The organism is Streptomyces anthophorae, assembly GCF_049310305.1.
Taxonomy (GTDB): domain Bacteria; phylum Actinomycetota; class Actinomycetes; order Streptomycetales; family Streptomycetaceae; genus Streptomyces.
On the sequence record NZ_JBLWQQ010000001.1, the window covers coordinates 3,937,403 to 3,960,534 of the forward strand.

21 protein-coding genes are annotated in these 23,132 nt (G+C 71.4%); 8 read left to right on the forward strand and 13 right to left on the reverse strand.

Features of this window, described 5'->3' with window-relative positions:
- Nucleotides 1-3: 3 nt before the first annotated feature.
- The 8 genes from ACNYS0_RS17640 to ACNYS0_RS17675 are packed head-to-tail and all read right to left on the reverse strand — an operon-like array spanning nt 4 to nt 6,710.
- Entirely contained in the window at nt 4-2,031 is a 2,028-nt protein-coding gene (locus ACNYS0_RS17640) for an NADH-quinone oxidoreductase subunit 5 family protein (RefSeq protein ID WP_422474752.1), read from the reverse strand.
- Nucleotides 2,028-2,426 carry an NADH-quinone oxidoreductase subunit NuoK gene (gene nuoK / locus ACNYS0_RS17645; RefSeq protein ID WP_422474754.1) on the reverse strand — a complete coding sequence of 133 codons (399 nt, stop codon included), beginning with the start codon at nt 2,424-2,426 and terminating at the stop codon, nt 2,028-2,030. Before nuoK ends, ACNYS0_RS17640 begins: the two co-directional genes overlap by 4 nt.
- Nucleotides 2,426-3,055: an NADH-quinone oxidoreductase subunit J family protein gene (locus ACNYS0_RS17650; protein ID WP_422474756.1), complete on the reverse strand. Its 630-nt coding sequence runs from the start codon at nt 3,053-3,055 to the stop codon at nt 2,426-2,428. The genes nuoK and ACNYS0_RS17650 overlap by 1 nt, the downstream gene beginning before the upstream one ends.
- Nucleotides 3,052-3,657, reverse strand: a complete 606-nt coding sequence (locus ACNYS0_RS17655; protein WP_422474758.1) for a NuoI/complex I 23 kDa subunit family protein — start codon at nt 3,655-3,657, stop codon at nt 3,052-3,054. The genes ACNYS0_RS17650 and ACNYS0_RS17655 overlap by 4 nt, the downstream gene beginning before the upstream one ends.
- Complete coding sequence (locus ACNYS0_RS17660; RefSeq protein WP_422474760.1) at nt 3,657-4,625, reverse strand: complex I subunit 1/NuoH family protein; 969 nt, start codon at nt 4,623-4,625, stop codon at nt 3,657-3,659. Before ACNYS0_RS17660 ends, ACNYS0_RS17655 begins: the two co-directional genes overlap by 1 nt.
- Nucleotides 4,622-5,671 carry an NADH-quinone oxidoreductase subunit C gene (locus ACNYS0_RS17665; RefSeq protein ID WP_422474762.1) on the reverse strand — a complete coding sequence of 350 codons (1,050 nt, stop codon included), beginning with the start codon at nt 5,669-5,671 and terminating at the stop codon, nt 4,622-4,624. Before ACNYS0_RS17665 ends, ACNYS0_RS17660 begins: the two co-directional genes overlap by 4 nt.
- Complete coding sequence (locus tag ACNYS0_RS17670; protein ID WP_422474763.1) at nt 5,668-6,321, reverse strand: NADH-quinone oxidoreductase subunit B; 654 nt, start codon at nt 6,319-6,321, stop codon at nt 5,668-5,670. The genes ACNYS0_RS17665 and ACNYS0_RS17670 overlap by 4 nt, the downstream gene beginning before the upstream one ends.
- The gene (locus tag ACNYS0_RS17675) at nt 6,312-6,710 is read right to left on the reverse strand and encodes an NADH-quinone oxidoreductase subunit A (RefSeq protein ID WP_326020931.1); all 399 of its coding nucleotides are present in this window, start codon (nt 6,708-6,710) and stop codon (nt 6,312-6,314) included. Before ACNYS0_RS17675 ends, ACNYS0_RS17670 begins: the two co-directional genes overlap by 10 nt.
- A gap of 206 nt (nt 6,711-6,916) precedes the next feature.
- Here ACNYS0_RS17675 and ACNYS0_RS17680 point away from each other — a divergent pair, with 206 nt between their 5' ends.
- From ACNYS0_RS17680 to ACNYS0_RS17715, 8 genes are all read left to right on the forward strand, one after another.
- Nucleotides 6,917-8,110 (forward strand): sensor histidine kinase, encoded by a 1,194-nt coding sequence (locus ACNYS0_RS17680; RefSeq protein ID WP_422474765.1) that lies wholly within the window; start codon nt 6,917-6,919, stop codon nt 8,108-8,110.
- 115 nt (nt 8,111-8,225) lie between these two features.
- Nucleotides 8,226-9,644 (forward strand): sensor histidine kinase, encoded by a 1,419-nt coding sequence (locus ACNYS0_RS17685; protein ID WP_422474767.1) that lies wholly within the window; start codon nt 8,226-8,228, stop codon nt 9,642-9,644.
- A gap of 341 nt (nt 9,645-9,985) precedes the next feature.
- Nucleotides 9,986-10,645, forward strand: a complete 660-nt coding sequence (locus tag ACNYS0_RS17690) for a LuxR C-terminal-related transcriptional regulator (RefSeq protein ID WP_399228060.1) — start codon at nt 9,986-9,988, stop codon at nt 10,643-10,645.
- 300 nt (nt 10,646-10,945) lie between these two features.
- A complete protein-coding gene (locus ACNYS0_RS17695) occupies nt 10,946-12,892 on the forward strand; it encodes a 2-oxoacid:acceptor oxidoreductase subunit alpha (protein ID WP_422474769.1) in 1,947 nt (648 codons plus the stop codon).
- Nucleotides 12,885-14,015 (forward strand): 2-oxoacid:ferredoxin oxidoreductase subunit beta, encoded by a 1,131-nt coding sequence (locus tag ACNYS0_RS17700; protein ID WP_422474771.1) that lies wholly within the window; start codon nt 12,885-12,887, stop codon nt 14,013-14,015. Before ACNYS0_RS17695 ends, ACNYS0_RS17700 begins: the two co-directional genes overlap by 8 nt.
- 144 nt (nt 14,016-14,159) lie before the next feature.
- Nucleotides 14,160-15,173, forward strand: a complete 1,014-nt coding sequence (rarD, locus tag ACNYS0_RS17705; protein ID WP_422474773.1) for an EamA family transporter RarD — start codon at nt 14,160-14,162, stop codon at nt 15,171-15,173.
- Complete coding sequence (locus tag ACNYS0_RS17710) at nt 15,170-15,619, forward strand: VOC family protein (protein ID WP_422474775.1); 450 nt, start codon at nt 15,170-15,172, stop codon at nt 15,617-15,619. Before rarD ends, ACNYS0_RS17710 begins: the two co-directional genes overlap by 4 nt.
- A gap of 258 nt (nt 15,620-15,877) precedes the next feature.
- Nucleotides 15,878-17,485, forward strand: coding sequence for an SLC5/6 family protein (locus tag ACNYS0_RS17715; protein WP_422474777.1), 1,608 nt, complete (start codon nt 15,878-15,880; stop codon nt 17,483-17,485).
- Here the strand turns inward: ACNYS0_RS17715 and ACNYS0_RS17720 are convergent.
- The 5 genes from ACNYS0_RS17720 to ACNYS0_RS17740 form a co-directional block, all read right to left on the reverse strand.
- A complete protein-coding gene (locus tag ACNYS0_RS17720) occupies nt 17,475-18,389 on the reverse strand; it encodes an ABC transporter permease (RefSeq protein WP_422474779.1) in 915 nt (304 codons plus the stop codon). The two genes, ACNYS0_RS17715 and ACNYS0_RS17720, sit on opposite strands and share 11 nt — an antisense overlap.
- The gene (locus tag ACNYS0_RS17725) at nt 18,376-19,320 is read right to left on the reverse strand and encodes an ABC transporter ATP-binding protein (protein WP_422474781.1); all 945 of its coding nucleotides are present in this window, start codon (nt 19,318-19,320) and stop codon (nt 18,376-18,378) included. The genes ACNYS0_RS17720 and ACNYS0_RS17725 overlap by 14 nt, the downstream gene beginning before the upstream one ends.
- Nucleotides 19,321-19,386: 66 nt before the next feature.
- Nucleotides 19,387-20,601: a LolA family protein gene (locus ACNYS0_RS17730; protein WP_422474783.1), complete on the reverse strand. Its 1,215-nt coding sequence runs from the start codon at nt 20,599-20,601 to the stop codon at nt 19,387-19,389.
- 252 nt (nt 20,602-20,853) lie between these two features.
- Complete coding sequence (locus ACNYS0_RS17735; RefSeq protein ID WP_422474785.1) at nt 20,854-21,759, reverse strand: CHRD domain-containing protein; 906 nt, start codon at nt 21,757-21,759, stop codon at nt 20,854-20,856.
- Nucleotides 21,760-22,095: 336 nt separating this feature from the next.
- Nucleotides 22,096-23,106, reverse strand: a complete 1,011-nt coding sequence (locus ACNYS0_RS17740) for a polyprenyl synthetase family protein (protein ID WP_422474787.1) — start codon at nt 23,104-23,106, stop codon at nt 22,096-22,098.
- Nucleotides 23,107-23,132: the final 26 nt, after the last annotated feature.

Here is a 23,132-nt window from a genome sequence, read left to right on the forward strand (position 1 = left end):
TGCTCACGCTCCGGCGGTGGCGACGAGGACGACGGCGACCACCAGGACGACGGTGCCTGCGAGCAGCGCGCTGAGGTAGGTCTGCACGTTGCCGGTCTGGGCCCTGCGCACGGCCCAGCCCAGCACCTTGGGGGCTTCGGCCGCCCCGCGTACGTAGGTGTCGACGACGGCCCGGTCGAGGAAGCCGACCAGTGCGGCGCCGGCCCGCACCGGGCGGACGAAGAGCGCCGCGTAGACGGCGTCGAGGTGGAAGCCGACGGCCGCGTGGCGGTGCAGCGGGCCGAGCAGCAGACGGCCGGGATCGGCCGGGTCGGGGGCGCTCGCGACGTCGCCGTACGCGGGGGTGTGCGTCGCGATGGCCTCGGCCTCGACGAGGCCCGCGTCACCGGACCCGGTGTCGACCGCGACGGCGCCGATCGGGGTGCGGCGGGCGGCCATCGCGGTGGTGTGCCGCCAGGCCGCGTACGTGACCAGGCCGCCGACGAGCGCGAAGCCGGTGCCGAGGACGGAGGTGGTCAGTGTCGGAGTGAGCGAGCGGCCGTCGAACCAGTCGGGGAGCACGCCCGCGAGCAGTCCGAAGCCGAGGGAGGGGATCGCCAGGACCCACAGGACGACGTTCATCGCGACCGGCTGCCTGCCGTGCTCGGGGGCCTGGCCGCCGCGGCCGTTGAACGCGAGGAGCCACAGGCGGGTCGCGTAGGCGGCGGTGAGGAGGGCGGTGATCAGGCCCGCCACGAGGACGATCCAGCCGGACGCGGTGGGCGCGGTCAGGGCCCCGTTCTCGTGGCCGGTGGCGGTGTGCTCGGCGGCGCCGAGCACGGCCTCCTTGGAGAAGAAGCCGCTGAACGGCGGGATCGCGGCGAGCGCGAGCAGCGCCACGGTCATCGTCCAGAAGGCGTCGGGCACGCGGTCGCGCAGGTTCTTCATGCGGGACATCGCGGCCAGCGAGTTGGTGCCGGCGGCGTGGATGATCACGCCCGCCGCGAGGAACAGCAGCGCCTTGAAGGCGCCGTGCGACAGGAGGTGGAAGACGGCGGCGTCGCGGTTGCCGACGGCGAGGGCGCCGGTCATGTAGCCGAGTTGGCCCACGGTCGAGTACGCGAGGACCCGCTTGATGTCGTCCTGGGCGAGCGCGGCGAGGGCCGAGCCGAGCATCGTCACGGCGGCCATGACGGCGAGCACGATGAGCGCTGCCTGGGAGGCGGCGAAGACCGGGAGGAGGCGGGCGACGAAGTAGACGCCGGCGGCGACCATCGTCGCGGCGTGGATCAGCGCGGAGACGGGCGTGGGGCCCGCCATCGCGTCGGGCAGCCAGGTGTGCAGCGGGAACTGCGCGGACTTGCCCGCCACCCCGGCGAGGAGCAGGACGGCGATCAGGGTCGGGTGGTCGAGGCCCCCGTCACTCGTGACCTTGCCCAGGATCGTCGTGATGCGGAACGAGCCCGTGTCGACGGCGAGCGCGAACAGGCCGATGAGGAAGGGGACGTCGCCGAGCTTCGTGACCAGGAACGCCTTGAGGGAGGCGGCCCGCGCCTCGGGCGTCTCCCAGTAGTGGCCGACGAGGAAGTACGAGCAGATGCCCATGACTTCCCAGCCGACCAGCAGGACCATCAGGTCGCCCGAGTAGACGACCAGGAGCATCGCGGAGGTGAAGAGCGAGACGAGGGCGGCGTACGAGGGGTAGCGCGGGTCGTCGCGCAGATAGCCCGTCGAGTAGATCTGGACACAGGTCGCGACCAGGCCGACGAGGACGGCGACGAGGGCGGCGAAGCCGTCGATGTGCAGGGCGAGTTCGATCGGCACGGAGCCGGTCGGGGCGAGCTGGGTGTGCGCGTCGAGGGCGGCTGTGCCGTTGCCCGTGCCGCCGCCCTGGTCGAGGGCGACGACGACGGCGAGGGCCAGCGCGGCCAGCGTCGGCAGAACGGCCAGCGGGCGGGCGAAGGCGGGGGCCGTGCGGCCGAGGAGCAGTCCCGCGACGGCGCCGAGGAACGGCAGGAGGGGGACGAGGACGGCGAGGGTCGTGGTGGTCACGCGGTGGCCTCGGCCTTCTCGTCCGTGGTGCCGGCGGTGGCGGCCGCCGAGGTCTCGGACGGGTCGTGCGGGTCGTCGTCCGGGTCGTGGGGCTCGGCGGAGTCGCGGAGCCTGTCGATGTCCGACGTGCCGCGATTGCGGTAGACGGCCAGGACGATCGCCAGGCCGATGCCGATCTCGGCGGCGGCGATGGCGATGGTGAACAGGGTGAGGGCCTGGCCTGCGTGAAGGGCGTCGCGCAGCCAGACGTCGAAGGCGACGAGGTTCAGGTTGACGGCGTTGAGCATCAGCTCGACCGACATCAGGACCAGGATCGCGTTGCGGCGGGCCAGTACGCCGTACAGGCCCGTGCAGAAGAGGAGGGAGGAGAGGACGGCGGGGTAGGCGAGGTGCATCAGCGGGTTCCCTCGCCTTCGAGCGACTGGGGCGTCTCGGCCGCCCGCGGGTCCGGGTCCGGAGCGGCGTTCTTCCTGCGGGACAGGACGATCGCGCCGACCAGGGCGGCGAGCAGGAGGACCGAGAGCGCCTCGAACGGCAGGACCCAGTGCTTGAAGAGGATCGAGCCGGTGACGTCCGTGCTGCCCTGCACCTCGCCGAGGTCGATCCAGGTCGTGCGGAACGCGTCGACGACGACCCAGACCAGGGCGGCGGCGGAGGCGACGGCCACGGTCAGGGCGGCCCAGCGGTTGGGGCTGTCCGCATCCGGCGAGCGGCCGATGGGCGCGCGGGTCAGCATCAGCCCGAACAGGAGGAGGACCACGACGGAACCGACGTAGATGAGGACCTGCACCCAGGCGATGAACTCGGCGGTGAGCAGGAGGTACTCGACGGCGAGGCCGCCGAGGGCGACGACCAGCCACAGGGCGGCGTGCACCAGTTGCTTCGTGGTGACGGTGACGATCGCCGCGGCGAAGGTCACCAGGCCCACGAGGACGAAGGCGATCTCGACGCCCGAAGGGGAGAGGAACCCGGGACTGTCGGCTGCCGCTGCCGTGGCGACGGCCGCCGGTACGGCGAGGGTCATGCGGTGGGCTCCTCTCCGGGGTCGTTGGGGGTGGCCTTCGGGCCGGCGGCGGGTGCCTCCGGGGCCGCTGCCTCCTGGGCCGCCGCCAGCTTGTCCGCGGTCTTGCGGGCCGCCGCCAGTTCCTTGGGGTCCTCGGCCGCGGGGTCGAGGGCGGGTGGGGACGGGACCGTCCACATCCACTCGCGGAGCTTGTCGCGCTCGTGGGTGAGTTCGCGGATGTCGGTCTCGGCGTACTCGAACTCCGGGGACCAGAACAGCGCGTCGAAGGGGCACACCTCGATGCAGATACCGCAGTACATGCAGAGGGAGAAGTCGATGGCGAAACGGTCGAGGACGTTGCGGCTGCGCTCGCGGCCGCCGGGCGCGGCGGGCGGCACCGTCTCCTTGTGGGAGTCGATGTAGATGCACCAGTCGGGGCACTCGCGGGCGCACAGCATGCAGACCGTGCAGTTCTCCTCGAACAGACCGATCACACCCCGGGTTCGGGGCGGGAGTTCGGGCTGGGCCTCGGGGTACTGCTCGGTGACGGTCTTGCGCGTCATCGTGCGCAGGGTGACGGCGAGGCCCTTGGCCAGGCCGGATCCCGGGAAGTTCGCGGGCATCAGTTGATCGCCACCTTCACGATTCCGGTGAGCGCGATCTGCGCGAGGGCGAGGGGGACGAGGGTGGTCCAGGCGAGCTTCTGGAGCTGGTCCTCGCGCAGTCGGGGGTATGTGACGCGGAGCCAGATCACGATGAAGGCGAGGACCGCGGTCTTGAGCAGGGTCCACACCCAGCCCAGGCCGTCCGCGCCCCACGGGCCGTGCCAGCCGCCGAGGAACAGCACCGTGGTCAGTCCGCAGAGCACCACGATGCCCGCGTACTCGGCGAGCAGGAACAGGGCGAAGCGCAGGCCCGTGTACTCGGTGTAGGCGCCGAAGATGATCTCGGAGTCGGCCACCGGCATGTCGAAGGGAGGGCGCTGGAGTTCGGCGAGTCCCGCCACGAAGAAGACGAGGGCGCCGACGATCTGCCAGGGCAGCCACCACCACTCGAAGGCGTCGAGGATGCCGGGAAGGGAGACCGTTCCCGCGGCCATCGCCACGGAGGCCGCCGCGAGCAGCATCGGGAGCTCGTACGCCAGGAGCTGGGCCGCCGTGCGCAGGCCGCCGAGGAGGGAGAACTTGTTGGCGCTCGCCCAGCCCGCCATCAGCGAGCCGAGGACGCCGACGCCCATGACCGCGAGGACGAAGAAGATGCCCGCGTCGATGACCGCGCCGACCGCGCCGTCGCCGGGTCCGACCGGGATGGCGAGCAGCACGAGGAGATACGGGAGGAGGGCCACTGCCGGGGCGAGTTGGAAGACGCGGCGGTCGGCGTCGGCCGGGACCACGTCCTCCTTCTGCGCGAACTTGACGCCGTCGGCCACCAGTTGCGCCCAGCCGTGGAACCCGCCCGCGTACATGGGGCCGAGGCGGCCCTGCATGTGGGCCATGACCTTGTGTTCGGTCTGGCCGACGACCAGGGGCAGCACCAGGAAGGCGACGAAGACGACGACGAGGCGCAGGGCGACGTCGAGGGCGTCGGTCACTCGTTGCCTCCGTTGGTGTCTGCGGGGTTCTCGTCCGGAGCGGCTTCCGGAGTGGCGTCAGGTGTGGCGTCCGGTGTGGATTCGGGCGCGGCTTCCGGAGCGGCTTCCGGCTTCTTCGGTTCCTCGTCGAACGCGGGCTTGGCGTGGTGCCAGGGTGCGTCGCTCGAACGCGGTGCCGGTGCCGGCTCCGGGGTCGGGGCCGGCTCTTGGGGTTCGGCGGGCGTGGCGCGCTGTTGCGAGGCCGAGCCCTGGGAGGCGCTGCGGGAGCGGCGTACCGGACGCGGCGCCGCCTCCGGGGCCTGGGCTTCCGGGGCTGCCGTTTCCGGGGCCTGCGAAGCCTCCCCCGCAGGCGCGGCAGCCTGGCTCGCCGAGCCCTGGCTCACCGACCTGGTGCGCCGCGCGGGCCGCTCCCCCGCGGCACCTGCCGCACCGGCTCCCGCGGCTCTCGCGCCACGCGTCGGCCGCGCCGGGGCAGGCGGCAACTGCCCCTTCAGCGGCCCCCATTCGTTCGGGTCGGGGACGCCGGGCGGCAGCATCTGGCGCCGCTTGGGTCCGCCGTGCTCGGACTCCCCCGGCTCCTTCGCGCCGGGCCACGCCTTCGCGACGCGGGCCGCGAGCACGAAGTCCTTGCGCAGCGGGTGCCCTTCGAAACCGTCGGGCAGCAGGAGCGGGTCGAGGCCCGGGTGGTCGGTGAAGTCGACGCCGAACATCTCGTGCGTCTCGCGCTCGTGCCAGGCCGCGCCCGCGTACACGTCGACCGCCGACGCGAGCACGGGGGCCGCGTGCGGAACGGTCGTGCGCAGCAGCAGGCGACGGACGGAACCGGGGGCGACGGCGGCGACGTGCGCGCACACGCGGAAGCCGTCCGCCGGCTCGTCGACGGCGCTCAGCCAGTCGAAATAGCTGCACCCCAGGGTCGTACGGGCCGTCTCCAGAGCCTCGATCCACTGCGCGGCCGGGACGTCGACGGTCAGCAGGTCGTACGCCTCCTCGACGGTCGCCTCCGCGCCGAACAGCTCGTCGACGGGTGCCGGGAGCCAGCTCATCGCGCACCTCCGGAAGGCGCGGGAGGTTGGACGAGGCCGCTGCTCAGCGCCGCCGCCGAGGGCCGGCCGGCCGCCGCGTCGGCGGACGCGTACCGCTCGCCGAGGGACTCGCGGGCGATCTTCTCCTGGAGCTTGAGGATGCCCTGGAGCAGCGCCTCCGGGCGGGGCGGGCACCCGGGCACGTACACGTCGACGGGGATGATCTGGTCGACGCCCTTGGTGACCGAGTACGAATCCCAGTACGGGCCGCCGCAGTTGGAGCAGGCGCCGAACGAGATGACGTACTTCGGCTCGGGCATCTGCTCGTACAGACGCTTCACGGCGGGCGCCATCTTGTCGGTCACCGTGCCGGACACGACCATCAGGTCGGCCTGGCGCGGGCCCGGCGCGAACGGGATCACGCCGAGCCGGATGAAGTCGTGGCGCGCCATGGACGCGGCGATGAACTCGATGGCACAGCAGGCGAGGCCGAAGTTGAAGACCCACAAGCTGTAGCGGCGGCCCCAGTTGAGGACCACCTTCATCGGCTCGGGGGCGAGCCGCGAGAGCACGCCCAGCTTCTTCGGCCCGATGGGGTCCGGCAGGTCCACGGGAGCAGCGGTCCCGGTGGCAGGGGTCTCGGGAGCAGGAGTCACGGCGCTCACGTCCACGTAAGGACGCCCTTCTTGTATGCGTACAGCAGGCCCACGGTGAGGAAGCCGAGGAAGATGAACATCTCGACGAGGGTCGTCGCGCCGTATCCCGGCGCGGCGAAGACCGTGGCCCAGGGGAAGAGGAAGATCGAGTCGACCGCGAAGATCACATAGAGGAAGGCGTACACGTAGTAGCGGACCTGGGTGTGGGCCCAGCCGTCCCCGACGGGGTCGACGCCGCATTCGTACGTGAGGAACTTTTCCCTGGTGGGGACCACCGGGCGAAGCAACTTCCCCGAGCCGAAGGCGACGGCGACGAAGAGCACGCCGACAACGGCGAGCAGCCCGACGACCGAGTACGACTGGAAGTAGTCCGCCGCGATGACGGTCACGTCCGATCCCGTCACGTACCTGCGCCCCTCGCGAGTTCGTTGTGTTCGACGATCTGTACGCACGGGAGTCTAGGCCCTGTTAAAGGGACGGTAAGCAGCCCGGGGCCGAGGTGCTCGGGCGAGGCCCGGTTCGTATGGGAGTTCGTGGTGGGGTTAACCCCCGCTCAACTTGGCGGCCGTCCTCATGGCGCCCCGCCCCGGGCCAGGGCACTCTTGCCGCTATGACCGAGCCACTCGACACTCCCGAAGACCACCCGGTGCTGCCCCCGCCACGACTCGGGTACGACAGCACCACGTGGAAGGAGATCGCCTATCTCCTGAGCAGCTTCCCGCTGTCCGTCTTCGGATTCGTCTACGCCGTCACGATGGTGGCACTCGGCGCGGGGCTCACGGTCACGGTGATCGGGCTGCCGCTGATCGCCGCGGGACTCCGGGGCGCGCGACTGCTCGGCAAGGCGGAGCGCGGGCGGGCGCGGGCACTGCTCGGCGTGCGCATCGAGGAGCCGAGCCCGCTGCCGGTGCGGCGCGCGGGCGGCTTCTTCGGCTGGCTGTGGACCGGACTCAAGGACCCGGTGGGCTGGCGCACGGTGCTGTACGAGGTGATCCGGTTGCCCTGGGCCGTACTGACGTTCGCGATCACGCTGGTCGGGCTGTTCGTGCTGTGGCCGGTGCTGCCGTTCATCGCGCGGGGTCTCGGCAACGCGGACCGGGCGATGGTGCGGGCGCTGCTCTCCCCCTCCGACGAGTTGGAGCGGCGGATCGTGGAGCTGGAGTCGGACCGCGGCGTCGTCGTCGACACGGCCGCCGCCGACCTGCGGCGCATCGAGCGCGATCTGCACGACGGGGCGCAGGCCCGGCTGGTCAATCTGGCCATGGGTCTCGGCCTCGCGAAGGAGAAGCTTCTGGAGGGCCAGGCCGACGACGCGGTGGCGGCGATGGTCGACGAGGCGCACGGCGAGGTCAAGCTCGCGCTTCAGGAGCTGCGGGACCTGGCGCGCGGCATCCACCCGGCGGTCCTCACCGACCGCGGGCTCGACGCGGCCCTGTCCTCGGTGGCCTCGCGCTGCACGGTGCCGGTGAAGGTGACGGCCGAGCTGCCGGGCCGGCCCGCGGAGGCGATCGAGGGCATCGCCTACTTCACGGTCTCCGAGCTGCTCCAGAACGTGAGCAAGCACAGCGGCGCGCGCTCGGCCTCGGTGGACGTGTGGCGCTCGCAGGACCGGCTGCTCATACAGGTGTGGGACGACGGCCGGGGCGGCGCGAGCCTGGACAAGGGGACCGGTATGTCGGGCCTCGCGGAGCGGCTCGACGCGGTGGACGGACTGTTCGTCGTGGACTCGCCGGACGGCGGCCCGACCATGATCACGGCGGAGCTGCCGTGGCGCGATCGGACCGGGCCGACCGGCCAGAGCTAGGGATAACCCCCGGTCGAAGACGCCGACCCGCCGCATGGTCGCGGACCCGCCCCGCGAGGAGGCTTGAAGCAGCACACCAGCTCCCCGGCAGACCCGAGCAGAAGGACGGACACCGATGACCACGCACCAGTACGGATACGGCGAGGAACGTGACACGTACGCGTACTCGTCCCCATCCCCGTCTTCGTCCTCGTCCTCGTACTCCTACGAAGAGGACCGTCGCGGCGGCGGACCCCGCCCGCCGCGCGGGCTGAACCGGCTGCCGGCCGGGCTGCGGGCGCCGATCGAGGGGCGGACGTGGCGGGAGTTCGGGTATCTGATGCTCAGCCTGCCGCTCAGCATCATCGGGTTCGTGTGGGCCGTGACGATGACCTCGCTGGGTGTGGGCCTGCTGATCACGTTCATCGGGGTTCCGGTGCTCGCGGCGGCGCTCGCCGGGGCGCGCGGGCTCGGGGCGCTTGAGCGGGTGCGGGCGCGCGGGCTGCTCGGTGTCGAGGTCGGTACGCCGGAGCCGCTGCGGCCGCGCACGGGCGGGCCGATGGGGTGGATCGGGGCGACGCTCAAGAGCGGCGTCTCGTGGCGGCATCTGCTGTACGGGGTGCTGCACATGCCGTGGGCGGTGTTCGGCTTCGCCGTGGGGCTGAGCTTCTGGGCGACCGGCTGGACGATGCTCACGTATCCGCTGTGGCGCTGGGTGTTCCCCACGTACGTGGGGCAGGACGGCATTCAGCTGTACGGGGACTCCGGCCACGCCGTGTACCTGGACAACCCCTTCGAGATCGCGGTGACCGCGGGCCTCGGGCTGCTCGTCACGCTCGCCACGCCATGGGTGATCCGGGCGCTGACGACGGTGGACCGGCTGATGGTGGTGGGGCTGCTCGGCCCCTCGCGGCTCGCGTCGCGCGTGGTGGAGCTGGAGTCGGACCGCGGCGTCGTGGCCGACACGGCGGCGGCCGACCTGCGCCGCATCGAGCGCGATCTGCACGACGGGGCGCAGGCCCGGCTCGTCAGCCTGGCCATGGATCTCGGGGTGGCCAAGGAGAAGCTGAGCGAGGACCCGGCGACGGCGGCGCGCATGGTGGACGAGGCGCACGGCGAGGTGAAGACGGCGCTTCAGGAGCTGCGTGATCTGGCGCGCGGGATCCATCCGGCGGTGCTGACCGACCGGGGGCTCGACGCGGCGCTGTCGGCGGTGGCGTCGCGGTGCGCGGTGCCGGTGCAGGTGGAGGTCGACCTGGTGGAGCGGCCGGCGCCGGCCATCGAGGGCATCGCCTACTTCACGGTCTCCGAGCTCCTCCAGAACGTGAGCGAGCACAGTGGGGCGACGCGGGCGGAGGTCGATGTGTGGCGGGCGCAGGACCGGTTGATGGTGCAGGTGTACGACAACGGGGGCGGCGGAGCGGTGGCCTCCGGCGGGTCCGGGTTGGCGGCGCTGGCCGGGCGTCTCGACGCGGTCGACGGGATCCTGGTGGTCGAATCGCCGACGGGCGGGCCGACGCGGGTGACGGCGGAGCTGCCGTGGCGCCGAGCGTGACCCGGGGCTGAGCCCCCGGTGTCGTTGCGCCGCACCGGGGCGCCGCCTTGCCCACCCTGCCGCCCAAGGCGGCAGATTGCCCAAGGCGGTGGCGGCCGACCGCCAAATCAAGCCCCTGCGGCGATTGAGCAGCGGGGTCCGGGGCGGAGCCCCGCGGCCGCAACGCCGGTGCCGGTGCCGGCACCGGTGAACTGAGCCAGGTCCGGGCGGAGCCACCCGCACAACCCGCCCACCCCCACCCCCCGATCCTGGGATGCTGGAGGCATCAGGATCGATCGATCCCGGCGCGCACCGCGTCGGGGCGTTCGTGCGCTGGGGGGCCTAAGAACGTGGAGGACAAGGTGCGGGTCGTCATCGCCGAGGATTCAGTGCTGCTCAGGGAGGGCCTGACCCGGTTGCTCACGGACCGCGGGCACGAGGTCGTCGCGGGGGTCGGCGACGGGGAAGCGCTGGTCAAGACCATCATCGAGCTGGGGGCGCAGGAGCAGCTGCCGGACGTGGTCGTCGCGGACGTCCGGATGCCGCCCACGCACACCGACGAGGGTGTGCGCGCGGCGGTGCGGCTGCGGGCCCGGTTCCCCGACCTCGGGGTGCTGGTCCTTTCGCAGTACGTGGAGGAGCAGTACGCGACGGAACTGCTGGCCGGGTCGAGCCGTGGCGTCGGATACCTGCTCAAGGACCGGGTCGCCGAGGTGCGGGAGTTCGTGGACGCGGTGGTGCGGGTCGCCGAGGGCGGCACGGCGCTCGACCCCGAGGTGGTCGCGCAGCTGCTCGGGCGCAGCCGCAAGCAGGACGTGCTGGCGAACCTCACGCCGCGCGAGCGCGAGGTGCTCGGTCTGATGGCGGAGGGGCGTACGAACTCGGCGATCGCCCGGCAGCTCGTGGTGAGCGACGGCGCGGTCGAGAAGCACGTCAGCAACATCTTCCTGAAGCTGGGCCTGTCCCAGAGTGACGGGGATCACCGCCGCGTACTGGCGGTGCTGACCTATCTGAACTCCTGATTACCTGACACCCTGTCAGATACTGCGAGCCTCGGCACCCGCCGAAGACCACCCAAGAACCTGCGAAGGACCACCGAAGAACCACCGACGACCGACCATCGAAGAACCACCGACCGACCGGGCGCGTCCTCCACAAACACAGGGGAATCACCGTACAAATCGGGGCGACCCGCCGTCTCATTTGGCGGTCCACCATGCGAATCGCCTCAGGAAGGCGACCCTTACAGACGTAGGGTGGGCCTTGGGATGGCCGGTGGGACGGCCGTGCCCGCACAGCCGCCTCGAGGGAGGTCCAGTTCAGTGACCAGCCAGGTCAGTAGCACCACCGAGCAGGCCGACGGGACCGACAGCGCTGTCGTCGGCGGGCAGCGAACGTCGGCGGGACAATCGAGCAAGGACGTACGGCGCGTGGACCGGGTGATCATCCGGTTCGCGGGTGACTCCGGTGACGGCATGCAACTCACGGGGGACCGCTTCACCTCGGAGACCGCGTCGTTCGGCAACGATCTCTCCACACTGCCGAACTTCCCGGCCGAGATCCGCGCCCCCGCAGGGACGCTGCCGGGCGTGTCCTCCTTCCAGTTGCACTTCGCCGACCACGACATCCTCACGCCCGGCGACGCGCCGAACGTGCTGGTGGCGATGAACCCGGCGGCGTTGAAGGCGAACATCGGGGACGTGCCGCGCGGCGCCGAAGTCATCGTCAACACCGATGAGTTCACCAAGCGGGCGATGCAGAAGGTCGGCTACGACACCAGCCCGCTCGAGGACGGTTCGCTCGACGGGTATCACGTGCACCCCGTGCCGCTGACGACCCTGACCGTCGAGGCGCTGAAGGAGTTCGAGCTCTCGCGCAAGGACGCGGGGCGCTCCAAGAACATGTTCGCGCTGGGCCTGCTGTCGTGGATGTACCACCGGCCGACCGAGGGCACGGAGAAGTTCCTCAAGGCCAAGTTCGCCAAGAAGCCCGAGATCATGAAGGCGAACCTCGCGGCCTTCCACGCGGGCTGGAACTTCGGCGAGACGACCGAGGACTTCGCGGTCTCCTACGAGGTCGCCCCCGCCGCCACGGCCTTCCCCACCGGCACGTACCGCAACATCTCCGGGAACCTGGCCCTGTCCTACGGGCTGATCGCCGCATCGAAGCAGGCGGATCTCCCCCTCTACCTGGGCTCGTACCCGATCACGCCGGCGAGCGACATCCTGCACGAGCTCAGCAAGCACAAGAACTTCGGCGTGCGCACCTTCCAGGCCGAGGACGAGATCGCCGGGATCGGCGCCGCGCTCGGCGCGGCGTTCGGCGGCTCCCTGGGTGTCACCACGACGAGTGGCCCCGGCGTCGCGCTCAAGTCCGAGACCATCGGCCTCGCCGTGAGCCTCGAACTGCCGCTGCTCGTCATCGACATCCAGCGCGGCGGCCCCTCGACCGGACTGCCGACCAAGACCGAGCAGGCGGACCTGCTCCAGGCCATGTTCGGGCGCAACGGCGAGGCCCCGGTGCCGGTCGTCGCGCCCCGCACCCCCGCCGACTGCTTCGACGCGGCGATCGAGGCGGCCCGGATCGCGGTCACCTACCGCACCCCGGTGATGCTGCTCTCGGACGGCTACCTGGCCAACGGCTCGGAGCCGTGGCGCATCCCGGAGGTCGACGAACTCCCGGACCTGCGCGTCCAGTTCGCCTCGGGCCCGAACCACACCGCCGAGGACGGCGCCGAGGTCTTCTGGCCGTACAAGCGCGACCCCCAGACCCTCGCGCGCCCCTGGGCGATCCCCGGCACACCGGGCCTCGAACACCGCATCGGCGGCATCGAGAAGCAGGACGGCACGGGCAACATCTCGTACGACCCGGCCAATCACGACTTCATGGTCCGTACCCGGCAGGCGAAGATCGACGGCATCGAGGTGCCCGACATCGAGGTCGACGACGCCACCGGCGAGGCCCGCACGCTCGTCCTCGGCTGGGGTTCGACGTACGGACCGATCACGGCCGCGGTGCGCCGACTGCGCACCGCCGGTGAGCACATCGCGCAGGCCCATCTGCGCCACCTCAACCCGTTCCCGCGGAATCTGGGTGAGGTCCTGAAGCGTTACGACAAGGTGGTGATCCCCGAGATGAACCTCGGTCAGCTCGCCACACTCGTACGGGCGAAGTACCTGGTGGACGCGCACAGCTACAACCAGGTCAACGGAATGCCGTTCAAGGCTGAGCAGCTCGCCACCGCTCTCAAGGAGGCCATCGATGGCTGATACGCAGACCAGGGAGTCCCGGGAGGCCGGCGGCCGGGCCGCGGAAGAGACCGCCGGGGAGACCGGGGACGGCGCGGAGACGCTTCTGTCGCTGGTCCCCAAGGCCGAGGCCAAGCAGTCCATGAAGGACTTCAAGTCCGATCAGGAAGTGCGCTGGTGCCCCGGCTGCGGCGACTACGCGGTCCTCGCCGCCGTGCAGGGCTTCATGCCCGAGCTCGGCCTGGCGAAGGAGAACATCGTCTTCGTCTCCGGGATCGGCTGCTCGTCCCGCTTCCCGTACTACATGAACACGTACGGGATGCACTCCATCCACGGCCGCGCCCCGGCCATCGCCACCGGACTCGCCTCCTCCAGGCGGGACTTGAGCGTGTGGGTCGTGACCGGTGACGGCGACGCGCTGTCCATCGGCGGCAACCACCTCATCCACGCGCTGCGGCGCAATGTGAACCTGAAGATCCTGCTGTTCAACAACCGGATCTACGGGCTCACCAAGGGCCAGTACTCCCCGACCTCCGAGGTCGGCAAGATCACCAAGTCGACGCCTATGGGCTCGCTCGACGCGCCCTTCAACCCGGTGTCGCTCGCCATCGGCGCGGAGGCCTCCTTCGTGGCCCGCACCGTCGACTCCGACCGCAAGCACCTCACGTCGGTGCTCCGGGCGGCCGCCGACCACCAGGGCACGGCGCTCGTCGAGATCTACCAGAACTGCAACATCTTCAACGACGGCGCCTTCGAGGTCCTCAAGGACAAGCAGCAGGCCGAGGAGGCGGTGATCCGGCTCGAACACGGGCAGCCGATCACCTTCGGCGCCGACGCCTCGAAGGGCGTCGTGCGCGACGCGGCCACCGGCGACCTGAGGATCGTGCCGGTCACGGAGGACAACAAGGCGGACATCCTGGTCCACGACGCCCACGCGGCGTCCCCGACCACGGCCTTCGCGCTCTCCCGGCTCGCCGACCCCGACACCCTGCACCACACCCCCATCGGCGTCCTGCGCGACGTCGAGCGCCCGGTCTACGACGTGCAGATGAGCGACCAGCTCGACGCCGCGATCGAACGAGACGGCAAGGGCGACCTCGGCGCGCTGCTCGCCGGGGGCGACACCTGGACCGTCGTCGGCTGAGGCTGAGGCCAAGGCCGATCACCCTCGCCGCGCACCGGCAAGGCCGTCAGGACCGTATGGCGATACGGGCATGACGGACAGGGCCCGGCGGCGCTACCTTCGTGGTGGCCGCCGCCGGGCTGCCGTGCGTTACGAGGAGGGGTCATGCGGGACAGGGCCGGGGCGGAGCCGGGGCTGCGGGGTCAGGGGAAGAACGAGGGGCGCATCGGCCTCCTCAACGGATTCGCGGCGTACGGGATGTGGGGCCTCGTCCCGCTGTTCTGGCCGCTGCTCAAGCCCGCCGGGTCGGTGGAGATCCTGGCCCACCGGATGGTGTGGTCGCTGGCCGTCGTGGGCATCGCCCTGCTCTTCGTACGGAGATGGGGCTGGGCGAAGGAACTGCTGCGGCAGCCGAAGCGGCTCGGGCTCGTCACCGTCGCCGCGGCCGTCATCACCGTCAACTGGGGCGTCTACATCTGGTCGGTGAACTCCGGCCATGTCGTCGAGGCCTCGCTCGGCTACTTCATCAACCCGCTCGTCTCGATCGCGCTCGGCGTGCTGCTCCTGAAGGAGCGGCTGCGGCCCGCGCAGTGGGCGGCCGTCGGCACCGGCCTCGCCGCCGTCCTCGTGCTCGCCGTCGGGTACGGGCAGCCGCCGTGGATCTCGCTCGTGCTCGCGTTCTCGTTCGGCACGTACGGGCTCGTGAAGAAGAAGGTGAACCTGAGCGGGCTCGAATCGCTCGCCGCCGAGACCGCCGTGCAGTTCCTGCCCGCGCTCGCCTATCTGGTGTGGCTCGGGGCGCAGGGCCGGTCGACGTTCGAGACGGAGGGCGTCGGGCACGGTGTGCTGCTCGCGTCGGCCGGGCTGATCACGGCGATCCCGCTGGTCTGCTTCGGGGCGGCGGCGATCCGCGTCCCGCTGTCGACCCTGGGACTGCTCCAGTACCTGGCGCCCGTGTTCCAGTTCCTGCTGGGGATCTGGTACTTCCACGAGGCGATGCCGCCGGAGCGGTGGGCCGGGTTCGCGCTGGTCTGGCTGGCGCTGATCCTGCTGACCTGGGACGCGCTGCGCACCGCGCGGATCAACCGGGCCCGGCTCGCCAGGGCCGAGGCCGAGGTCGCCTCCCAATTCACGAATTCCACACACACGGACGAGGTTCGACCTATAACTGGTCCATGACACTGCACTGGAAGCTCGTCGTGGACGCCGCCGACCCGCACGCGCAGGCCGAGTTCTGGGGAGCCACGCTCGGCTACGAGATCGAGGACAACGCCGCGCTGATCGAGCGGCTCCTGGGTTTCGGCGCGGTGAGCGAGGCGGAGACCGTGTCCCGCTGGGGCCGGCGGTCCTTCCGCGACCTGGTCGCGGTGCGCCACCCGGACGACCCGGTGGACGCGGACACCGGCACCGGGCTCGGCCGCCGGATCCTGTTCCAGCGGGTGCCCGAGGCGAAGAGCGGCAAGAACCGGCTGCACATCGACGTGCACGCCGAGTCCGGGCAGCGGGCCGCCGAGGCGGAGCGGCTCACCGGCCTCGGCGCGCGCGTACTGAACGAGGTCAAGGCGCAGGGCGGCGAGTGGCTGCTGATGGCCGACCCCGAGGGGAACGAGTTCTGCCTCCAGTGACCCGGCGCGCGCCCGGGTCGCCGACTCCTCCGACCCGGCGCGCGGCCGGTCACCAACTCTTCGCCGAATCCCCCCTGTTCGAGTCTCAGCGCTCCTCCTAACCCTCGGTAACCTGTGTGCGACCCGCCGGGTGGTCGATGCCGATGTCGCGTCCCGCCCGCGCCTTGCCACACGTTCTGCTCCTGGAGGAGCCTTGACCTACGGACGCCTCCTGGGCGCCTGCGCCGGACCGCGCCCGGACCACGGGGCCGGTGCCTGATGGGGGCCCTCAACGACGGACTCACCGTCTCCCTGCTGCTGTTCCTGCTCTTCATCGGCGCCTGCCTGTTCTTGTCGATGTGGGCAAGCCCCGACCTCCGCGTCGGCGACGAGTTCTTCCGCGTCGGCGAGAGGAACCGGCTCGGGGCCCGCTTGATCGGGCTCGCCTACGCCGGTGACATCGCGAACGCCGCCGCGGTCATGTTCCTCGTCGGGGTCGTGGCCGTGGCCGGCGGGGACGGGATCGCCGTCGCCACGTGCGCCGCCCTGTCGCCGCTCCTGATGCGGCAGTGGCTGGCGAAGCGCCTCGCGGGCGTCGGCGGACGGTCGTTCGGCGAGACCGTCACCCGTCATCTGCCCCCGGGGCCCGGCCGCCGCGCCGCCGGAGTCGCCCTGCTCACCGCGACGGTGCCGCTGATCACCGCCCAGTTGCAGCCCATCGGCGACACGGCCCGGATGGTCGGCATCGACGACCTCGCGACCCGGCAGATCCTCATCGTGCTGATGGGCGCCCTGATCGTCGCCTGCGCGGCGATCGGCGCCACCCGGGGCGCGACCGTGCTGCAACTCGTCAAGATCGGCGGCCTGATGCTCATCGCCCCGATCCTCGGCCTCCTGGTCGTGATCAGGTTCGGCGGGGACTTCGGCGCGCTCGTGCACGCCGCCGACCGGCACCGGACCGGATCGGCCGGCTTCCTGGAGATGGGCCAGCTCTTCGGCAACGGCCCCATCGGCTTCATCGACCTCGCCGCGTTCTGCTCCTGCGTACTGACGGGCGCGGCCTTCATGCCCTACCTCATCGCGCGCTTCACCGACGCTCCGCATCCGCGCGCCGCCCGCCGCGTCGCGGGCGTGGGCTTCGCCGTCATCGCCCCGCTGTGCGCCATGGCGGCCCTCATCGGCTTCGGCGCGGCGGCCCTCGTGCCCCAGAAGGACCTCGTGTCCCAGGGGCAGTTCGGCGGAAACATCATCACCCGCCTCGCCATCGCCCTGGACGGCGGGGAGGACGGGCTCGGCAAGTGGCTGCTGTTCGGGCTCTGCACCACCTTCCTGACGGTCCTCGCGGCCGCCTCCGTCCTCCTGCTGTCCACGGCCGCCTCCGTCGTCCGCGACCTCGGCGCCGGCGGCGCGGTGGCCAAGCCGCAAGGCCTCAAGGCCGACGGCACGACGAGCGTCAGCGCGGGCCGCGCCCGCCTCACCATGAGCATCGTCGGCGGGGTGAGCATTCTGCTCGCCGCCCTGACTCCCGACGTCAGCCCGATGTTCTGGCTGGTCCTGTCCTACACGGTGACGACCTCGTCGGTCCTCCCGCTCGTGATCCACTCGCTGCGCAGCGACCGCCCCATGTCCGCGGCGGCCATGAAGCGCTGCGTCTACGGGAGCACGGCGGCGATCCTGATCGCCACCTTCTTCTCCCCCTCGGTCTCGGGAAACCCGTACGCGGTCTTCCCCGACCTGGACTGGAGCTACTGGCCGTTCTACTCCTCGGTCCTGGTGAGCGCCCCCGTCGGCTTCCTGCTCGCCCGTCCCCGCCGCGGCGACCGCCCGACCCGGGTCGCCGGCGCCGCCGAGGGCCGGGCCGAGGCCCCGGCGGGCTTCACGCGGTGATGTCCTTCGCCGTGAACCGCGCCCACGCGGCGGAGCCGAACACCGCCGCGTACAGGGCCTGAAGTCCGAGGTTCTCGACCACGTCGTCCCAGTACACCGGCGCCCGCATCAGGTCGGCGAAGGACAGCCACTGATGGGAGAACAGATACGGCTGGATCGCGTGCAGCTGCGGGATCTGGTCGAGGATCTGGACGGTGATCAGGAGGCCCACGGTCGTCGCCATCGCCGCGATGCCGCTGCCGGTCAGCGTCGAGATGAAAAGGCCGACGGCGGCGATGCCGACCAGGGACGCGGCGACCACGAGCGCGATCAGGAACGCCCGCCACAGCCCCTCGCCGAAGCCGATCCGGGTGCCGGAGATGGTGACCACGTCGCCCAGCGGGAACAGCAGCGCCCCGGTGAGGAGCGCCGAGACCGCCACCACCAGCGTCGCGAGCAGGCAGAAGGCGAGCACGGTCGCGTACTTGGTCAGCAGCAGGCGGGTCCGGCCCGCGGGAGCGACCAGCAGATAGCGCAGCGTCCCCGCGCTCGCCTCCCCGGCCACCGCGTCGCCCGCGACGACGCCGACCGACATGGGCAGGAAGAACGGGAGCGTCGCGGCGAGCGCCGTGAACACCAGGAACAGGCCGTTGTTCGTGATCTGCGCGATGAACGCGGGACCGCCGCCCCCGCCTGCCGCCCCGTCCCCGTTCGTCTCGATCTTCACGGCGACGCCGATCAGGACCGGCACACCGGCGAGGACCGCGAGCAGCGCGAGGGTGCGCCAGCGGCGCAGGGTCACGGTCAGCTCGCTGCGCAGCAGGCCGAGCGTCCACAGGGGGTTCGGCCTCGGCGCCCGCACCGTCTCGGCCCGCGTCGTCTCAGTCCGCGTCGTCTCAGTCCGCGTCGTCTCAGCCCGCGACATCGAAGCCCTCCCCTGTCAGCGCGACGAACGCGTCCTCCAGCGAGGCCCGCTCGACGCCGAAGCCGCGCACGCGCACGCCCGCAGTGACCAGTGCCGTGTTGAGATCCGCCAGGTCCGTGTCGGGTGGCGGTGGTTCGGCCGTGACCCGCTCCTCCTCCGTGCCGAGGACGGTCAGCCCGTGCTCCTTGAGGACGCGGGCGGCGTCGGCCGGGTCCGGGGTGGTGACGGCGAGCTTTCCGCGCACACCCGCGGCCAGTTCGGCGACAGGACCCTGGGTGAGGAGGCGGCCCTTCGCCATCACCGCCGCGTGCGTGCAGACCTGCTCGATCTCGTCGAGGAGGTGCGAGGAGAGGAAAACGGTGGTGCCGTCGGAGGCCAGTTCACGGACCAGGGTTCTGATCTCGCGCATGCCCTGCGGGTCGAGTCCGTTCGTCGGCTCGTCGAGGACGAGCAGGCGGCGCGGCGTGAGCAGGGCGGCGGCCAGGCCGAGCCGCTGCTTCATGCCGAGCGAGTACGCCTTCGCCTTCTTGCCCGCCGCGGCCGTCAGGCCCACCCGGTCGAGCGCCTGCCCGACCCGCTCCTTGCGGGTGCGCGGGTCGGCGGTCGGGTCGGCGGCGTCGTAGCGCAGCAGGTTGTCCCTGCCGGACAGGAAGCCGTACAGGGCGGGCCCCTCGATCAGCGCGCCGACCTGCGGCAGCACGGTCCGCACCGCGCGCGGCATGGAGTGGCCGAGCACCCGGGCGGACCCCGAGCTCGGCTCGATCAGGCCCATCAGCATCCGGATGGTGGTGGTCTTTCCGGAGCCGTTCGGCCCGAGGAAGCCGAAGACGGCGCCGCGCGGGACGCTCAGACTGAGCCCGTCGACGGCCAGTTGTCCGCCCCGGTACCGCTTGCTGAGCTCCCGCGTCTCGATGACCGGCTGCTCCTCCATGCCCCTCCTACGCATACGGGTGAGGGGGTGGTGCGCACCACCCCCTCACCGTGAACCACCGCTGACTCAGCCCGCGTTCGCCGCCTTCACCAGCGCGTCCTTGGTGACCGCACCTGCGTACGCCTTCCCGTCCTCGGTGACCAGTACGTTCACGAGGCGGGTCGAGTAGACGGTGCCGGAGCCGAACTCGCCCTTCACCCGGTCGCCCAGGGAGTTCAGGAACTTCTGCGCGTCGGGCGGCATCTCGGCCGAGCCCTTGCCCGCCGCAAGGCCCGCGGCCTCCTTCGGCAGCTTCAGCTCGGCGACCGAGGTCCAGCCCTTGCCGATGACGTTCAGGTCGTCGAGACCGCCGGCCTTCAGCGCCTCGGGCTTGGCGGCGCCCTCGTGCCGCGGCGCCTTCTTCAGCTCGTCGGCCTCGGTGACCTTCGTGCCCTTCGACGGCTTGAAGTCGAAGGTGGAGGCCGCCGGCTTCGCGAAGTCGACCTTGGTGAAGCCCGCGTCGACGACGGCAGCGCCGCCGCCCGCCGGGGTCAGGCTGAACTTGAGCGGCGTACCGGTCTTCGCGTCCACGGACACGGTGATCGCGCCGACCGTCGAACCGGACTGCTTCGGCTTGATCTGAAGCCGGTACGCGTCCCGGCCCGCGACCTGCGAGGTGCCGTCGACCGAGAACGACGTGGTGTCGCCGCCGGCCTTGAGGATCTCGTCCGTCAGCTCCTTCGGCGTGGCCGGAACGCCCTTCGGGGCCTTCTTCGCGTGCTCGCCGGAGCCCGCGCCCTGCTTGTGCCGGGCGTGGTACGCCTCGTCGGACTTGCTGTCGTAGGCCCACACGTCGTCGCCGTTGTGGATCACGCTGTACTCGGACGTGTCGTCGAGGACCGACAGCTTCTGCCTGTCCGGGCCGTCCGCCGCGACGCGCAGCGTGTGCGAGCCGGTGGCCAGCTCGGTCAGCTTCGACTGCGGGTCGGCCGAGGACTTGCCGCCCTCCTGCTCCCCGCCCCTCATGAGCCCGCCGCCCGCGGCGCCGCCGACCGAGGGCAGGCCCAGGTCCGTCGAGATCTTCACGGTGCCGGAGAGCTGCTCGGTGTCGGACTTCGCGATCTTCTCGATGAGCTGTCGCGCGGTGATGTCGGGAAGGTCCGGGTCGCCCGAGCTGGCGAGCGCCGGAACGAGCCCGATGGTCGCCGCGGCCACCCCCACCACGGCGACGGGGACCGCGTATCGCACGGCCTTGCGGCGGCGCGTACCGCTCTCGCTGTCTTCGGATGCGTACGGTGCCATCTTCTTGCCCTACCTCCGTGATCGGCGGCGGCTTACCGTCCTGTGCACTCGTCCAGTCTGCGTCCACCCCGAGCCGCCATTCTCACCCGGATTGGTCTGGAGTGGTGTACCCAATCTGACCAAACCGGCCACAAGGAAGCGTCAGACCCCGGGATCAACTCCGCGTACACCTACGGGATGACACACCACGGCGGCGTCGCCCCCGACCCGTAGGGGGCGACGCCGCCGATCGCGGTACGCGGACGGGTGCGCTCAGCCGTTCACGAACACGTAGTCCGCCCTGTAGGGCACGCCCACGACGGCCCCGGGGTCACAGCTTCCCGAAGGGGCCACTCCGCCCACGGTGTTGAGGCGCAGGATCTCGACGGTGTCCGCGAGCAGCCCGCGCGGCTTGCCTGACCGGGTGGCCTTGAGGTCCAGTTCGGCGATATTGTCCGCCCCGTTCGGCGTACGGGAGACGACCGCCCCGGTCACGGCGCTGCCGTCGGGTGCCACCCACTGCGGCACGCCGGAGTTGGGCGCGGTGAACGAGTGCCGGATGTGCCCCGCGAGCACGGCGCTGACATCGCGCTGCGCGAAGGCGGCCTTGCCGGTGGCGGGGTCCACCTTGCACTCGTAGATCTGCCGGCCGCGCACGACGGACGCCTGGAAGTTGTCGAGGGCGCGGCCGAAGTCGGTCGGCTCGGTGACCCGGTGGAGCTGTCCGCGGACGGCTCCGTCGGGGAAGGCGGCCGTGTGCAGATTGGCGTAGAACGCTCCGGGGTCGGTGGTGAGCCGGTCCAGCAGCGCGGCGTCCTTGACGGTGACGGAGCCGGTGGCACGGTGGCCCTTCGCGCCGCCGAGCACCTTGGTGAAGTCGACCCGTACGCCGCCGTTCGCACCCTTGGCGCCCTCGTGCAGGTGCAGGGCGGTCGGCTTCCCGACACCCCGCCACTTCACGGCGACGGACACCTGGTCGCCCCTGACCCGGACGAACTCCAGGGCGGCGCCGTCCTTGTCCCCACCGGCCACCTCGTTGGCCCCGTTGAGGCTGGTGGCGAGGACGGTCCCGGTGGCCCCCGGCTGCGCGGCGAAGGCCTGCGGCGCGGCGATCCCGGTGACGCCCGCGGCGCCGACGACGGCCGCGACCGCGATCATGCGTGTGCCCAATGTCCCCATGTTCAGTTCTCCCCCTACCGGGCCGACGCCCCCTGCGTCGGCCTTCGGGGGTGGGTACGGACGGGTTCGGGGCAGCACTCAACACGCAAAGGTGACCTACGTCACAAGCTCAGCCAAATTCAAGCCCCGCCGACGATTGAGGTGCGGGGCCCGGGGCAGCGCCCCGATCTTTCAAGCCCCGCCGGCGATTGAGGCGCGGGGCCCGGGGCAGAGCCCCGACCTTTCAAGCCCCGCCGGCGATTGAGGCGCGGGGCCCGGGGCAGCGCCCCGATCTTTCAAGCCCCGCCGGCGATTGAGGCGCGGGGTCCGGGGCAGAGCCCCGCAACCGGCGGACGGTCAACCCGCCCGGTGCACCACCGCGTCACACAGCTCCACCAACGCGGCCTTCGCCTCGCACTCCACCAGGGGCACCAACGCCGCCCTCGCCTCCTCCGCGAAGCGAACCGTGTCCCGCCGAGCCTGCTCCAACGCAGGATGCGCCCGCAGCCGCGCGACCGCCTCGGCGAGCCGCTCGTCGTCCCCGAGGTCCGAGTCCAGGAGCTCGACCAGCTCCTTGTCCTCCGCGAGACCGAGCCGCTCGGCCCGCTCGCGCAGCCGCAGGACCGGCAGCGTGGCGATGCCCTCGCGCAGATCGGTGCCGGGCGTCTTCCCGGACTCGTGCGAGTCGGAGGCGATGTCCAGGACGTCGTCGGCGAGCTGGAAGGCGACGCCGAGCCGCTCCCCGTACTGGGTGAGGACGTCGACGACGGTCTCGTCCGCGCCGGACATCATCGCGCCGAAGCGGCAGGCCACGGCGATCAGCGAGCCGGTCTTGCCGCTCAGCACGTCGAGGTAGTGGTCGACCGGGTCGCGCCCGTCGGCAGGACCCGCCGTCTCCAGGATCTGCCCGGTCACGAGCCGCTCGAACGCCTCCGCCTGGATCCGGACGGCGTCCGGACCGAGGTCGGCCAGGATGTGCGAGGCACGGGCGAACAGGAAGTCGCCGGTGAGCACGGCCACCGAGTTGCCCCAGCGCTGGTTGGCGCTCGGCACCCCGCGCCGCACGTCCGCCTCGTCCATCACGTCGTCGTGGTAGAGCGTCGCGAGATGCGTCAGCTCGACGACGACGGCTGAGGGCACGATGCCCGGCGCGTACGGGTCGCCGAACTGGGCCGCGAGGGTCACGAGCAGCGGCCTGAACCGCTTTCCACCGGCCCGCACCAGGTGCTGGGCGGCCTCCGTGATGAAGGGAACCTCGCTCTTGGTGGCTTCGAGCAGTCCCTCCTCGACAGCCGTCAATCCGGCCTGGACATCGGCTTCGAGAGCCTGGTCCCGCACGCTAAGACCGAAAGTCCCGACGACGGTCACGAGTGGGTCTCCTGTCTGCTGACGAT

Excerpts from the sequence above, each read along its gene's own strand:
- nuoK (WP_422474754.1), bottom strand. The coding sequence starts at position 2,426 with ATGCACCTCGCCTACCCCGCCGTCCTCTCCTCCCTCCTCTTCTGCACG.
- ACNYS0_RS17650 (WP_422474756.1), bottom strand. The coding sequence starts at position 3,055 with ATGACCCTCGCCGTACCGGCGGCCGTCGCCACGGCAGCGGCAGCCGAC.
- ACNYS0_RS17655 (WP_422474758.1), bottom strand. The coding sequence starts at position 3,657 with ATGCCCGCGAACTTCCCGGGATCCGGCCTGGCCAAGGGCCTCGCCGTC.
- ACNYS0_RS17665 (WP_422474762.1), bottom strand. The coding sequence starts at position 5,671 with ATGAGCTGGCTCCCGGCACCCGTCGACGAGCTGTTCGGCGCGGAGGCG.
- ACNYS0_RS17680 (WP_422474765.1), top strand. The coding sequence starts at position 6,917 with ATGACCGAGCCACTCGACACTCCCGAAGACCACCCGGTGCTGCCCCCG.
- ACNYS0_RS17685 (WP_422474767.1), top strand. The coding sequence starts at position 8,226 with ATGACCACGCACCAGTACGGATACGGCGAGGAACGTGACACGTACGCG.
- ACNYS0_RS17700 (WP_422474771.1), top strand. The coding sequence starts at position 12,885 with ATGGCTGATACGCAGACCAGGGAGTCCCGGGAGGCCGGCGGCCGGGCC.
- rarD (WP_422474773.1), top strand. The coding sequence starts at position 14,160 with ATGCGGGACAGGGCCGGGGCGGAGCCGGGGCTGCGGGGTCAGGGGAAG.
- ACNYS0_RS17710 (WP_422474775.1), top strand. The coding sequence starts at position 15,170 with ATGACACTGCACTGGAAGCTCGTCGTGGACGCCGCCGACCCGCACGCG.
- ACNYS0_RS17715 (WP_422474777.1), top strand. The coding sequence starts at position 15,878 with ATGGGGGCCCTCAACGACGGACTCACCGTCTCCCTGCTGCTGTTCCTG.
- ACNYS0_RS17720 (WP_422474779.1), bottom strand. The coding sequence starts at position 18,389 with ATGTCGCGGGCTGAGACGACGCGGACTGAGACGACGCGGACTGAGACG.
- ACNYS0_RS17725 (WP_422474781.1), bottom strand. The coding sequence starts at position 19,320 with ATGGAGGAGCAGCCGGTCATCGAGACGCGGGAGCTCAGCAAGCGGTAC.
- ACNYS0_RS17730 (WP_422474783.1), bottom strand. The coding sequence starts at position 20,601 with ATGGCACCGTACGCATCCGAAGACAGCGAGAGCGGTACGCGCCGCCGC.
- ACNYS0_RS17735 (WP_422474785.1), bottom strand. The coding sequence starts at position 21,759 with ATGGGGACATTGGGCACACGCATGATCGCGGTCGCGGCCGTCGTCGGC.